This is a genomic window from Streptomyces sp. NPDC050287 (assembly GCF_044459385.1).
Lineage (GTDB): Bacteria > Actinomycetota > Actinomycetes > Streptomycetales > Streptomycetaceae > Streptomyces.
This window is the reverse complement of the sequence record NZ_JBITIY010000005.1, coordinates 255,321-268,736: the sequence shown is the minus strand read 5'-3', so window position 1 is coordinate 268,736 and position 13,416 is coordinate 255,321. Positions and strand designations below refer to the sequence as shown.

The window sequence follows — 13,416 nt, the reverse complement described above, 5'->3', positions numbered from 1 at the left end:
AGTGGTCCCCGGCAGGCCCTCAGGGGCGGGAGGGCTGCACGGGAAGCGGGGATGGTCTCCGGCAGGCCCACAGGGGGAGGGGGGCCTGCCGGAGAACCGAAGGGTGGTGCTGGTGGTACCGGCGTGTCAGGAGGTGACGGTGAATCCGCTGAAGACGGCTTCGATGTCCTCGCCGGGGTAGTTGACGTTGGCCGCGCTGGCGACCATCCCGGCGTCCTCGGTGCCTGCGGCCGACGGCACCTCGGCGGTGCCGACCTGCGTCCAGGTCTGGCCGTCCTTGCTGGCGTACCCGGTGTAGGTGGCGCCGTCGCGGGTCAGCTTGAGATACGCCGGGTGATAGGAGGCGTTACCGCCCGCCCAGGTGTCGAGCTTTCCGTCGCCGTTGCTGTCGGTCATGAACTCCAGTCCGTAGCTCTGGGTCATGACCAGTACCGCGTAACCGCCCTTCTCGGGTGCGGTCAGGTCGTTGGCGAGGGCGACGCCCGCCTTGCCGACCGGCGAGGCGCTGTTCTGCGAGACCAACTGGGCCTGAACGGTGGACTTCTCACCGGCCACGTCGTCGCGGTAGATGACGCCCTTCTCGTCCTTCCAGCCGGACAGGTCCTGGCCGCCCGCCCAGATGGCGAACTGGTCGCCGGCCTGGGCGTACTGGGGGTCCTCTGAGGTGGTGTCGGTCGTCAGGTAGGGCGCCTGCACGCTGCCCGGGGCGGCCTTCACCTGCGCCTGCACGGTGTCGGACACCTTCGTCGAGCCCTTGGATCCGGTGTAGGTGGCGGTGCCGGTCAGGTCGTGGCTGCCCCAGCGGGCGTCCTCCGCCGGGGTCACCGTCCAGGTGGTGGTGAGTGTGGCGCCGTTCTGGAGGGAGCTCGCGGTGGTCGCACCGGCCGGCTTGGCGCTCCAGCCGTCGGGCAGGTCCAGAGCCGCCTTGACGCTCTTGATGGTTCCGGTGCTCCAGTTGGTCACGTCGGTGGTCACCTGGAACGGCTTGCCCGCGTCGGTGGCGGGCGCGTCCGGGGTGATCAGGACGGAGGCGGCCGGAGCGTCGTCGCGCTTGAGCGCCTTGACGGCCTTGGCGGCGCCTTGGGCCTTGAGGTTGACGAAGGCCGGGGTGACGCCGAGCGGCGCCGAGTAGCCCTTCAGGGTCTTGGGGCCGCGGATCACCGTGCCCTGGTTGACGTCGTACCAGGTGCCCGGCGGCAGATGGACCGAACGGGTGGCGCCGGTGCTCAGCTTGGGCGCGGCCAGTACGGCCGGGCCGAGCATCCACTCGTCGGCGACCGTGTAACTCGCCTCGTCCTTCGGGAAGTCGAAGAACAGCGGCCGCATGATCGGATCACCGGTCTTCAGAGTGCTCTGCACCTGGTCCCAGATGTAGGGGGCGAGCTTCTCGTGCGTTTTGATCGCCTGCCGGTAGAGGTCGACCGTCTCCTGGTCGTAGTCGACCTTCTGCCCGGTGGTGGTGTCGTTGGTGTCCACCGGGGAGGTCGAGGCGTACATCAGCGGCATCAGTGAGGCCGACTGCGCCCACCGCACCAACACGTCCTTCGTCGGTGCGGGCTGGCCGCCGGAACCGCCGATCATGTCGGACTCGACGAACGGGTAACCGATGGTGGAGATCGCCAGGTTCTGGGAGGCGGAGGCGCGCAGCGAGTCCCAGCCGGTGCCCTTGTCGACCTGCCGGGTCACGAAACCGGCCTCGTGGGCCGTCTTGTTCCAGTGCACCCGGATACCGGCGCCCTGGAGGTCGAACTCGTCGGCGAGCTGCGTGCCGAGCTTCTGGTAGTCCGTGACCTGGGACCCCTCGCGCGGCGCGCACCTCTCGTCGAAGAAGCGCGTGTCGAACTTCAGCCCGTCGATGTCGTACGTGTCCATGAGGGACTTGAGGTTGCCCTCGTACCAGGCCTTGGCCTCGGGGTTGGCCAGGTCGATGATCCCGGCCTCGCCGTTCCACCAGGTCACGTCACACGGCTTGGTCTTGTCCTTGGCGTCCATGAGCAGATAGCCGTGGTCAACCGCGTACTGGTAGTTGGCGGAGTCCAGGTTGATCCACAGGGTGACCCAGACTCCGAAGTCGAACCCCATGTCGTGGATCTTCTTGGAGAGGCCCTTGGGATCGGGGAAGGTCTTGGGATCCCAGGTCAGATTGCCGTAGTTCGACTCCCACTTGTCGTCGAGCTGGATGGTGTGCCCGTCCAGCCCGTTGTCGTGGAGGTCGGTGGCGTAGTCGAGCAGTTTCTCCTGGTCGACCTTGGTGTAGAACTGCGCCCAGGAATTCCACAGCGGCTTGGCGTACTGCTCGTACGGGGCGTCGGACTTGGTGGGCTTGCCGACGATGCCGATGTAGTCGCGGTAGACCTCCAGCGGGGTCGACTCGACGAACACGGTGGCCTTGTAGGTGTCGGGCGACTCGACGACGAAGGTGCCGAGGCCGTCCTTGCCCTTGTTGAGCGCCACGTCCATGACGTTCCCGGTGTCGACGCGCAGACCGGTCGACTTGGACGTGTACCAGAACGGGTCGATCATGTGGTACGACGCCGGGCCGAAGGTCGGATGGTCGACCTCGCCGGCGTCCAGCGGCCAGGGCTGGTTGGTGCCAGGACCGCCCTGCGGGGTCTCCGCCTCGCCGTGGCCGTACCAGTGGCCGGCCGAGGACAGGTCGTAGGTGAGGGCGAGTTGGTCGGGGCTGCCGCCTTCGACGTCCCAGTCCAGCTGGTAGCGGTCGGCCTCGGGAGTGAGCCGGGCCCTGACGGTGGCGCCGTCGAGGGTGGTGCCGGTGGTGAGGGTGAGGACACCGCTCTTCCACGTCCAGCCGGTGACCTCGGTGGCGTGTTCCCACTTCCCGTCGGAGCGGAAGCGGAGTCCGCCGTCATCGCCGCCCGCGGTACCGAGCACGGTCTTCCCTGAGCGCTCGGTGGTGAGGGCGAGTTGATCGGTGGCGATGTCGACGGTGTAACCGGGGGTGTTCCTGGTGCCCGGCACCGACAGAGCGAGGCCGTCCGCGGTCCGGGTCACCTTCGGCCGGTCCGTCGTGTCCGCCTGGGCGGCGGTGTCCGCCTGAGCCTTGGTGGTGAGGGGTCCGGCAACGGTCGGTACAAGGGTCAGAACCAGCGCGGCGGCCAGCAGTGTCGCGGGCCTAGGGGATTTGCGCCGTCTGAGCGGTTGGGTGCGCACTCACGTCCTCCAGCGGGCGGGGCGGGGCGTTGCTTAGCGGGAGCTGCACGGCAAGATCATGCTCATTTCTGCTCATGTTCTGGCCATAAACGTCAGCTGTCAACATTCCCTTCCATGATTTCTCCGTGGCACCACGGGCCTCTGTCGACCCTGGTGACAGTCGCCTTCCGGGGTCCGCGCCCTGCTCGGGAAGGGGGTCACACCGAGGGAAACGGCTGTAAATTCTGCGTGAACCGCGCCCGAATCGGGGGATTTCAGCACGCGTGGCGCCGGGGCAGGGTCCGAGCGCCGCCACCTCGGCGCCGGACCACGACGACCCGCTCACCGAACCACGACCGAAATTGACAGAAACAGCTCGAAACGGCTCAACGCGACCAACTGGCCGCTGCGAGGGCGGATTACGCGCGGCAAGGCGCCAGGGACCCACCCCTCGCGGAGAGTTGCCACGGCCTCGGCGTAACGCACCGGCAACCGTCCCTCCCTTGACATCGCGCGCGCCCTGTTGGGCATGATGGTGATTACTGCTTGAAGTAAGGCAGTTTCGAGCACAAACAAGCACCAGCTTGCAGCGAAGGTGGTCCTATGAAACGGCACGTCATCGGCATCTCGGCAGGTGTGGCCCTCGCCCTGGTCCTCAGCGGATGCGGCAAGGGAGGTTCGTCAGGAGGCGGCGGCTCCGACGGGAAGACGATCAGATTCGTGGCCGCCAAGTACGACGACGACACCCAGCCCTACTGGGACAAGCTCATCAAGGGCTTCGAGGCCGCGAACCCCGGCTACCGGGTGGAGTTGGAGGTGGTCGACTGGGAGCAGATGGACTCCAAGGTCAAGACATACGTCCAGACCGGGCAGGAACCCGACGTCCTCAACTACAACAAGTTCTCCGACTTCGCCCGCGACGACCTGATCTACCCGGCGAAGGACGTCGTGTCGCCGAAGGTGCTCGACGACTTCCTGCCGCTCTTCGCCGACCAGGCGCAGTACAAAGGCACCCAGTACGGCCTGCCGTTCATCTCCAGCGCGCGGCTCTTCTTCTACAACAAGGACATCTTCGCCAAGGCCAAGATCTCCAAGCCGCCCACCAGTTGGGCCGAGGTCGAGGAGGACGCCAAGAAGATCAAGAAGGCCGGGGACATCCCGCTGGGCCTGCCGCTCGGCGCGGAGGAAGCCCAGGCCGAGTTCTACATCTGGGCGATGAACAACAACGGCGGCTGGACCGACAAGTCGGGCAAGTGGGCGGTCGACCAGCCCGCCAACGTCGAGACGCTGGACTACCTGCGGGGGCTCACGAAGGCCGGGCTGACCCAGCCCAACCCCGAGGCCACCAACCGCAAGGACGTCTTCAACCAGTTCGCGCAGGGCAAGATCGGCATGATCAACGGCGCCGTCTTCATGCGCAAGGGGTTCATCGACACGGTCGACAAGAACCTGAACTACGGCGTCGCGCCGCTGCCCAGCAAGGACGGCACGACGCACAACACGCTCGGTGTCCAGGACTACCTGGTGTCCTTCAAGAAGGACGACGGCAAGAACCGCGAAGCCGTCAACAAGTTCCTCGACTTCTTCTACCAGAAGGAGAACGCCTCGAAGTTCCTCTCCACCGAGGGCTTCCTGTCGGTCACCAAGTCGGCCGGTGACGCGCTGAGTTCGGACTCCTCCTACTACAAGCCGTTCGTCGACGCGCTGTCGGGCGCGCGGTTCGCCCCCACCGACAACCCCAACTGGTCGGCCGTCGAGGGCGCCGTGAAGCAGCGCATCGGCACCGCCGTGTCGGGCGCCGAACCCCAGAAGGTCCTGACCGAGATCCAGGACACCGCCGAGAAGGACGGCTGACGAGGTGGCCGTACAGGACGTCACCCCACGCACCGCCGGGGCCGGTTCCGGGGAGGAAGGGGCGGCGGCGGCACCCGGTTCCCGTCGCTCCTCCCGCAACGGTCGCCGCCTGCGGGCGCTGGAGCCGCTGCTGTGGCTCGGACCCGCCCTCGTGCTGATCCTGGCCGTGGTCATCTGGCCCGTCGTCGAGATGGTCCGCACCTCCCTGATGGACATCAGCTCCACCGGACTGACCCGCGGCTTCGCCGGCGGCGACAACTACGCCGACCTGTTCGCCGAGCCGGACCTGCCGGGCGTGGTGCTGCGCACCCTGGTCTGGGTGGTGGGAGTGGTCACGGTCACCATCACCGTCTCCCTGGCGCTCGCGCAGTTGCTCAACTCGCGTTTCCCCGGGCGCCGGATGGTCCGCTGGGCGCTGATCGTGCCCTGGGCGGCATCGGTCCTGATGACGGCCCTGACCTGGCGCTGGATGCTCAACAACTTCTACGGCGTCGTCAACCGCGTCCTGATGGACGTCGGAATCCTCGACAAACCGGTGAACTGGCTGGCCCACCCGGCGCAGGCGTTCGCCTGGATGATGGCCGTGGCGGTATTCGTCTCCCTGCCGTTCACCGCGTTCGTCATCCTCTCCGGCCTGGGGACCATCCCGGCCGAGGTGTACGAGGCGGCCCGACTGGACGGCGCGGGAACGGCCCGCACGTATCTCTCCATCACGCTGCCGCTGCTGCGCCCGTCGCTGATGGTCGCCGCCATCATCAACGTCATCAACGTTTTCAACTCCTTCCCGGTCATCTGGGCCATGACCCGCGGCGGTCCGGGCTTCGCCACCGACACGACCACCACCTACATGTACAAGCTCGCGTTCGACAACCAGGCCGTCGGCGAATCGGCGGCCATGGCCGTCGTGAACTTCGCGCTGATCCTCCTGGTCGTGCTGGTGTACCTGCGCGTCGTCCGCGGGCGAGAGGAGACCGGCTGATGTCCGCCGTCACGGCCCGATCCACCACAGCCCCCTCCCCCACCGTTCCCCCCACGCAGGCCCGGCGACGGCGTCCGCTCCGGCTGCGCACCGTCGTCCTCACCGCGGTGGGCTGGCTGGTGGCTCTGTTCTTCCTGGCGCCGTATCTGCAGATGCTGCTGACGGCCCTGAAGCCGACACCCGAACTGATGAAGTCGCCGCCGTCCTATCTGCCGTCGCACTGGCAGTGGTCGAACTTCGCCGACGTCTGGTCGCTGAAGGATCCGCCGGTCTCCGACGCGCTCCTGTTCTCGCTGTACGTCGCCGGGATGTCCACGCTCCTCGCACTCGCCGTGGGACTGCCCGCCGCGTACTACACCGCCCGCCACAGGTTCCGCGGACGCGGGGCCTTTCTCCTCCTGGTGCTGGTCACCCAGATGTTCGCGCCGACCGCACTGCTGGTGGGTATCTACCGGGAGATGGTCAGCCTCGATCTCACCGACACCGCGGAGGGGCTGATCCTGGTCAACGCGGCCTTCAACCTGCCGTTCTGCATCTGGATCCTCAACGCCTACTTCGCGAGCATCCCCAGGGAACTGGAGGAGGCGGCGTTCATGGACGGGGCCGGCCGGCTGGGCGCCATGGTCCGGATCACCCTGCCGCTGGCGCTGCCCGGGGTGGTGACCGCGCTGGTCTACACGTTCATCGGGGCCTGGAACGAGTACGTCGTCGCCCTCACCATCACCTCGTCCGGCGACCGGACGACGCTCACCAAGGCCATCCCCGGGTTCGTCACGGCGTACCAGGAGCAGTGGCAGTATCTCTTCGCCACGTCGCTCATCGCGATCGTGCCGGTCGTCGTCCTGTTCGTCTTCGTCGAGCGCTACCTGATCAGCGGTCTGACGGCCGGCGGCATCAAGTAGCCCGCCCACGACGCCCGAACGCGTTCAGGCCCGGACGATCTCCACGCCCGCCGCGGCGAACGGCTCGGTCAGCTCCGGGCCCGCCGCCTTGTCGGTCACCAGCACATCGACGTCCTCCACCGGGCAGATCCGGGCGAAGGCCCGCCGGCCCAGTTTGGAGGAGTCCGCGACCACGATCACCCGCTCGGCACGGCGGGCCAACGCCCAGTTGATGCCCGCCTCGCCCTCGTCCTGGGCCGTCGCCCCGTGCCGGACGTCGATCGCGTCGACGCCGATGAAGGCGTGGTCGAGGGTGATCTGCGCGAGCATGCCGGTGGCGAGCGGTCCGGTGAGCTCGTACGAGGCCGGGCGGGCCACTCCCCCGGTGAGGACGAGCTTCACATGGCGGCGTACGACCAACTCGTTGGCGATGTTCAGCGCGTTGGTCACGACCGTCAGGGAGGGCCCGGCGCCCTCCGTGCTCAGCTCCGGTCTGATGGCCAGCGCCCGGGCCACCGCGGTGGTCGTCGTGCCGCCGTTCAGCCCCACCACGGCACCGGCTTTCACCAGTCCCGCCGCCGCGTTGGCGATCCGCTCCTTCTCGGGAGCGTTGCGCGCGGCCTTGTAGCGGAGCGGCAGGTCGTACGCGATGGCGTTGATCACGGCGCCGCCGTGGGTCCGGGTGACCATCTGCTGGCGGGCCAGCTCATCCAGATCGCGTCGGATCGTGGCGGTGGAGACGTGCAGTACCTCCGCGGCGGTCTCGACCTCGATCCGCCCGTCGCGCGTCAGTATGTCCAGCAAGGCGCTCCATCGGTCCTGCGGTGCCGCCATGCGTCGTCCCCTGTCCGTGGTGTGCACACCCGTGAAGCACGAGCCGTGTCCGGTTCTCTGAAAGGCCATGCCTGTTTCAGCAGCCTAGACGGCCAAAGCCAGCACTTCTGCGCACGGATGATCCTCTCACCGCGAGCGGGGGCCTTCCAGGGCCGGCCGGTCCTCTGATCAACATGGCCCCCAGGACAATCATCGCCATGACCGACGACATGGACGACGCCGAGAGCCGCCTGGCGAGGATCGAGCGACTGCTGCAGAGCGGCGAGCACGAAGCGGCACCCGCGTGGCGCCGGGCGACGCGGGGTGAGCCGCGCTGGGCGGTGACCGCCGTGATCCTGATGGCGGTCGTACTCCAGCTGATGCTGCCGCACCGGCTCGCCTTCCAGCCGTACTGGACGCTGCCGGTCCTGGAGCTCCTGCTGCTGGCCGGCCTGATCGCCGCGAACCCGCGACGGGTGGAGCCCCGGACCCGGTGGCTGCGGTGGCTGGGCCTGGCCTTGACCTGCCTGATCAGCCTGGCCAACGGCTGGGCGGCGGTCCGTCTGGTGGCGGGCCTGGTCAACGGCACCGAGGGGACGGACGCCGGGCCGCTGCTGCTGACCGGCGGCGGCATCTGGCTGACGAACGTCATCGTGTTCGCCCTGTGGTACTGGGAGTGGGACCGCGGCGGCCCGATGGCACGGGCCCGCGGTCACCACCAGTTCGCCGACTTCCTCTTCGTCCAGATGCAGAGCCCCGAGACGGCGCCGCCGGACTGGGAACCTGCGTTCCTGGACTACCTGTACCTGTCGTTCACCAACTCCACCGCCTTCAGCCCGACCGACGTGATGCCGCTGTCGCGCTGGGCGAAGATGCTGATGACGGTGCAGTCCTCGGTCTCGCTGGTGACCGTGGTCCTGGTGGTCGCCCGGGCCGTCAACATCCTGCGCTGACGGCCCAGCCGGGACCCGCTTGACCGGCTGCCCCGGCCTGCCGTCCCGGACACGGGTGACCGCCCCGGGTTCCGTCAGGAACGACGGGGAAGACCCGCACCTCGTCAGCGAGCGGGTCGGCGATATGCCTGGACGACGCTGGCGTAGCTGTTCTTGCCGTGGCCCTGCGCGATGACGCGCTCCATCAGCGCCTCGGAGTACCTGAGCAGTTCGGTGTCGACGCCGAGCGCCTCGCTCTCCTCGACGAGATGCCTGAGCGCGCCCAGGTGCGTCTCCAGAGTGGCGTCGTTGGCCGGGAACTTCTCGTCGCCCGCGTCGATCTGCGCGGCGTAGTCGGCTGTGAAGATCTTGATGGCGTCGAGCCACATGTGCGCCCAGGGCAGGAACTCCCGCGCCTTGACACCGCCTGTCTCCACGATGGCGACACCGTGCAGGAAGCTGTTGAGGACGCCCCACATCAGGCCGAGCAGTTCCACGTCGAACAGGGCGGGCTTGCCGTGGTCGGTGCCGAGGTAGGCGGTGCCTCCGCCGCGCCCTCGAGGTACCGCGTGCCGTTCTTCTCCGCCCACTCGGCGGTCTGCCGGGCCTGCTCCGAGGAGCCCGTGGTCAGGTTGACGAGGGTCTTGCCTCGCAGCGCGGCACCCAATGAGCCGACCACGTCGTGCACGACGTCGTACGTCGACACGCACATGACCACGAGGTCGCTCGCGGCCACGGCGTCCCCGGGAGTGGCGGTGCGGACCGCGCCGTCCGCGACGAGCCCGTCGGCCTTGTCCGCCGAGCGGTTCCACACGGTGGTGGCGTGGCCCGCCTTCAGGAAGGCAGCCGCGAGTGCCTGCCCCATCAGGCCCAGGCCGATCACCGACACCGAGGGGTGGTTGTCACCCAGGAATCATTTCCTCCAGTCGAAGCGGGTGAATTGAGGGCCGGAGTGCCGCGCCGGGCCCCCTTCCGCACCGCCGCCGAACCCGGATTCCTCGGGGAAGCCTGTCTCAGGCCCCGTCGGAATCACTTCGGACTCGCTTCGGATTCGCTTCGGACAGCCTCGGACCTGCTGCACGGTCGCCCTCCCCGGACCGGTGGCGGGCCTTGTTCGTCGCCGATCACCCTGCGCGGCTGCGGTTACGCCGAGATCGTGAAGTTCGGGGTGCTGGGGCCGCTGGAGGTGTGCACGGACGACGGCCGCGGGGTGCAGGTGCCCGAAGCCAAGGTGCGGATGCTCCTCGCCGAACCGCTCGCCCACCGAGGGCAGGTCGTGCCGGTGGGCCGGCTCATCGAGGACCTGTGGGGCGGCTCGACGTTCACGGCACGGCCCACGGCTTCGCTGCAGGACAAGGTGTCCCAGCTGCGGCGCGCTCTTCAGGACGCGGAAGCGGGGGGGGGCCGTGAGCTGGTGGCGCACCGGGCGCCCGGCTACGTCCTGGACATCCCGGCCGCCGCGCTGGACGCCGGGCGGTTTCGCGCCCTGGTCGCCGGGGCCCGTGCCGCCGAAGAGCCCCGGGCGCGGGCGGCGTTGTACACCGAGGCGCTGGCGCTGTGGCGCGGGGCCGCCTTCGCCGGGTTCGCGGACCAGCCCTGCGTACGGCCGACGGCGGCGAGCCTGGAGGAGGAACGCCTCACCGCGGTGGAGGAACACGCCCATGTGCGGCTGGAGTTGGGCGAGCACAGCCTGCTGATCGGTGAGCTGACCGAGCTGGTGGAGACGTACCCGTTGCGCGAGGGCCTGCGGGGCGCACTGATGTGGGCGCTGTACCGGGCGGGGCGCTCCTCCGACGCGCTCGCGCCTGCTCGGCACTGCGGCGGCGACCAGGGAACGGGCCGGAGCCCCGCACCCTCCCGCCGAACAGGGCGATGTGGAACGCGTCTCCGCCCGCGTGCGTGCGGCGGTCGACGAGGACACCTACGCCCGGGAGTTCGCCCTGGGCGCTCTCAGCGGCCACGAGGCCCAGGCCACGGCGGAGTCGGCCCGCCCGGGCACGGAGTGAGCCGGGGCACGCGGAAGCCACGGCTCAGGATCCTTTCTCACCCATGACCTCTCCGTTGTCAGGGGGTTCGCGGCCGCACCCGGCGCCTGGTGGCAGCCGCACTCGTCCCGGACCCGGTCCTGCGACGCAGCCGCGGTTGCCGACCCGATCTTGGTCTCGATCCCCCAGCAAGGGCGCTCAGCCGAGGAACGACAACCGGACCCGCCTGTCCGGATTATCCCTGTTCGTATCGACCAGGCACACCGACTGCCACGTCCCCAGTTCCAGTCGCCCGCCCACCACCGGCAGTGTCGCGTGGGGCGGGACGATGGCGGGGAGGACGTGGTCGCGGCCGTGGCCGGGGCTGCCGTGGCGGTGCTGCCAGCGGTCGTCGGCGGGCAGGAGGGTGTGCAGGGCCGCGAGGAGGTCGTCGTCGCTGCCGGCGCCCGTCTCGATGATCGCGATGCCGGCCGTGGCGTGCGGGACGAAGAGGTTGAGAAGGCCGTCACGGCCGGCCGCCACCTCCCCCAGGAAGGCTTCACAGTCGCCGGTGAGATCGGCGATCCGCTCCGTGGAGCCGGTGCTCACATTCAGGACTCGGGTGGTGAAAACGTCTGACATGCTTCCCATCCTCACCCGCACACCACGTTTCACACGTGTACGACCGACCACCTTCCGATACGAGTGGTCCACTACGCGAGACGCCATTGACCGCGGGCACGCCGGCTGGCTACTTTCAGCCGCATGTTGCGTTCAGCTCTGCTCACCACGCGCGGTCACATCGACCTGCTGCGGGTGGCCTCCGCCGCGTGTCGCCGCGGCTGCTGACGCCTTCTCACCTCTTTTCGCCTGCGGTCCGATCTTTCCGCCTGGTCCGGTCCGACCTGGATCCGATCCGCGCCTGATCTCCTGATCCGCACCGCCTACCCGCACACCCCGCTCACTCCCGGGACGTGGCGGCGCGCGGGCGCACTCCCTCACCGGCCGCTCTCCTGCCCGTGGAGCACTCATGAGCATCAGCCATGCCCCGCCCGGCTCTCACGAACCCGATATTTCAGATATATCGACATCCCGCCTCGCCAAGGCCGGCGCCACGACCGACGCCGATGCCGACGAGCGCGCTCCGCTCGACCTCCAGCCCCTCGTCCCCAGCTCCTCCCGTCGCGCCCGCGTCCCCCGCTGGCTGCGCCGCACCACCGGTCCGCTCGCGCTGCTGGCGCTGTGGCAACTCCTCAGCAGCACGGGCGTACTGACCCCCGACGTACTCGCCTCACCGGGGCGGATCGCCCAGGTGGGCAGGGACCTGATCGCCGACGGGTCGCTGCCCTCCGCCATGGGCACCTCACTGCAGCGGGTGGCCGTCGGACTGCTTCTCGGCACCGTCATCGGTACCGCACTCGCCCTGGTCTCAGGCCTGTTCCGGATCGGCGAGGACCTCGTGGACGCCCCCGTCCAGATGCTGCGGACCGTGCCATTCGTGGGTCTCATCCCGCTGTTCATCATCTGGTTCGGCATCGGCGAGGCGCCGAAGATCGCCATCATCACGCTCGGTGTGACCTTCCCGCTCTATCTCAACGTGTACGCCGGCATCCGCGGCGTGGACTCGCAACTGATCGAGGCCGGGGAGTCCCTCGGACTGTCACGGTGGGGGCTGGTGCGCCACGTCGTGCTGCCGGGCGCGCTGCCCGGGGCGATGACCGGCCTGCGCTACTCCCTCGGCATCTCCTGGCTGGCGCTCGTCTTCGCCGAGCAGGTCAACGCGGACTCGGGCATCGGGTTCCTCATGGTCCAGGCGCGGGACTTCCTGCGGACCGACGTGATCGTGGTCTGCCTGATCGTCTACGCCTTCCTCGGCCTGCTGGCCGACTTCGTCGTCCGTACCCTCGAAAGGCTGCTGCTGCAATGGCGACCGACGTTCACCGGCCGGTGAACCCCCAGGTGTCCCCGGTACCGGACCCGTCCCAGGCGTCCGAGGCGCCCCAGGTATCCGAGGCGTCCGGGGCGTCCCCGGTCTCCCCGGTGCCGCAGGCCGTCCGCGTCGAGGGGCTGACCCGGTCCTTCGACGGCCGTGCCGTCATCGACGACCTCCGACTCGACGTCCGTCAGGGCGAGTTCGTCGCCCTGCTCGGCCGCAGCGGCTGCGGCAAGTCCACCCTGCTGCGCATCCTCGCCGGTCTCGACCGCGACATCGACGGCACCGTCCTCGTCCCGCGCCGCAAGGCCGTCGCGTTCCAGGCGCCGCGGCTGATGCCGTGGAAGAAGGTGTGGCGCAATGTGCTGCTCGGACTGCCCGGCAGGCCCGAGCGCGCCCTCGCCGACCGGGCCCTCGAGGAGGTCGGCCTCGACCACCGCTCCGACGCCTGGCCCAAGACCCTCTCCGGCGGTGAGGCCCAACGTGCCTCACTGGCCCGGGCCTTGGTCCGCGAACCCGACCTGCTGCTGCTCGACGAGCCGTTCGGCGCCCTCGACGCGCTCACCCGGATCAAGGCACAGCGGCTGGTGGGCGAGTTGTGGCGGCGGCGCGGCTGCGCCGTGCTGCTGGTCACGCACGACGTCGAGGAGGCCGTGCTGCTCGCCGACCGGGTCCTGGTGATGGACGACGGTGTCATCGCGCACGAGCAGCGGATCGACCTGGACCGGCCGCGGGACATCACCGACCCGCGGTTCGCCGAACTGCGCGCCGGACTCCTCGCGCGCCTGGGCGTCGACACCACGGCCGAAGCCGCCTGACATTCCCTTTCCCTCTCCTGTAGTTCCTGCGCCGGTTTCTCCTCAAGTTCCTCCCGCGTTCCCTCCCCTGGTTCCTCCCCAGTTGCACAGAA

At 69.0% G+C, this 13,416-nt stretch carries 11 protein-coding genes and 1 pseudogene; 8 read left to right on the top strand and 4 right to left on the bottom strand.

Translation table 11 applies throughout. The features are described 5' to 3' along the window. Positions 1–126: 126 nt before the first annotated feature. Positions 127–3,171: a TIM-barrel domain-containing protein gene (locus ACIBK3_RS19895; protein WP_399367035.1), complete on the bottom strand. Its 3,045-nt coding sequence runs from the start codon at positions 3,169–3,171 to the stop codon at positions 127–129. Positions 3,172–3,753: 582 nt separating this feature from the next. Between ACIBK3_RS19895 and ACIBK3_RS19890 the strand changes: the two genes are divergently transcribed. From ACIBK3_RS19890 to ACIBK3_RS19880, 3 genes are read left to right on the top strand one after another with little or no spacing between them, the layout of a single operon-like run. Then, complete coding sequence (locus ACIBK3_RS19890) at positions 3,754–5,004, top strand: extracellular solute-binding protein (RefSeq protein ID WP_399367033.1); 1,251 nt, start codon at positions 3,754–3,756, stop codon at positions 5,002–5,004. A gap of 4 nt (positions 5,005–5,008) precedes the next feature. Then, entirely contained in the window at positions 5,009–5,983 is a 975-nt protein-coding gene (locus tag ACIBK3_RS19885) for a carbohydrate ABC transporter permease (protein WP_399367031.1), read from the top strand. Next, the gene (locus ACIBK3_RS19880) at positions 5,983–6,885 is read left to right on the top strand and encodes a carbohydrate ABC transporter permease (protein ID WP_399367029.1); all 903 of its coding nucleotides are present in this window, start codon (positions 5,983–5,985) and stop codon (positions 6,883–6,885) included. Before ACIBK3_RS19885 ends, ACIBK3_RS19880 begins: the two co-directional genes overlap by 1 nt. 24 nt (positions 6,886–6,909) lie before the next feature. On the opposite strand, the gene ACIBK3_RS19875 is transcribed toward ACIBK3_RS19880, so the two are convergent. Further along, on the bottom strand, positions 6,910–7,698 hold the full coding sequence (locus ACIBK3_RS19875) for a DeoR/GlpR family DNA-binding transcription regulator (RefSeq protein WP_399367027.1): 789 nt from the start codon (positions 7,696–7,698) through the stop codon (positions 6,910–6,912). Between the two features lie 197 nt (positions 7,699–7,895). Here ACIBK3_RS19875 and ACIBK3_RS19870 point away from each other — a divergent pair, with 197 nt between their 5' ends. Beyond that, positions 7,896–8,630 (top strand): hypothetical protein, encoded by a 735-nt coding sequence (locus tag ACIBK3_RS19870; RefSeq protein ID WP_399367025.1) that lies wholly within the window; start codon positions 7,896–7,898, stop codon positions 8,628–8,630. 104 nt (positions 8,631–8,734) lie between these two features. Here the strand turns inward: ACIBK3_RS19870 and ACIBK3_RS19865 are convergent. After that, positions 8,735–9,474, bottom strand: a pseudogene (locus ACIBK3_RS19865) (NAD(P)-dependent oxidoreductase). A gap of 291 nt (positions 9,475–9,765) precedes the next feature. On the opposite strand from ACIBK3_RS19865, the gene ACIBK3_RS19860 reads away from it, so the two are divergent. Further along, positions 9,766–10,662, top strand: coding sequence for a BTAD domain-containing putative transcriptional regulator (locus tag ACIBK3_RS19860; protein ID WP_399367023.1), 897 nt, complete (start codon positions 9,766–9,768; stop codon positions 10,660–10,662). Between the two features lie 130 nt (positions 10,663–10,792). Here ACIBK3_RS19860 and ACIBK3_RS19855 read toward each other — a convergent pair whose 3' ends face one another. Beyond that, a complete protein-coding gene (locus tag ACIBK3_RS19855; RefSeq protein WP_399367021.1) occupies positions 10,793–11,215 on the bottom strand; it encodes a YjbQ family protein in 423 nt (140 codons plus the stop codon). Between the two features lie 123 nt (positions 11,216–11,338). On the opposite strand from ACIBK3_RS19855, the gene ACIBK3_RS19850 reads away from it, so the two are divergent. The 3 genes from ACIBK3_RS19850 to ACIBK3_RS19840 all read left to right on the top strand — a co-directional run bounded on the left by ACIBK3_RS19850 (position 11,339) and on the right by ACIBK3_RS19840 (position 13,324). After that, complete coding sequence (locus ACIBK3_RS19850; protein WP_349817350.1) at positions 11,339–11,422, top strand: putative leader peptide; 84 nt, start codon at positions 11,339–11,341, stop codon at positions 11,420–11,422. A gap of 181 nt (positions 11,423–11,603) precedes the next feature. After that, the gene (locus tag ACIBK3_RS19845; RefSeq protein ID WP_399367019.1) at positions 11,604–12,524 is read left to right on the top strand and encodes an ABC transporter permease; all 921 of its coding nucleotides are present in this window, start codon (positions 11,604–11,606) and stop codon (positions 12,522–12,524) included. Then, positions 12,497–13,324, top strand: a complete 828-nt coding sequence (locus ACIBK3_RS19840) for an ABC transporter ATP-binding protein (protein WP_399367017.1) — start codon at positions 12,497–12,499, stop codon at positions 13,322–13,324. The genes ACIBK3_RS19845 and ACIBK3_RS19840 overlap by 28 nt, the downstream gene beginning before the upstream one ends. Positions 13,325–13,416: the final 92 nt, after the last annotated feature.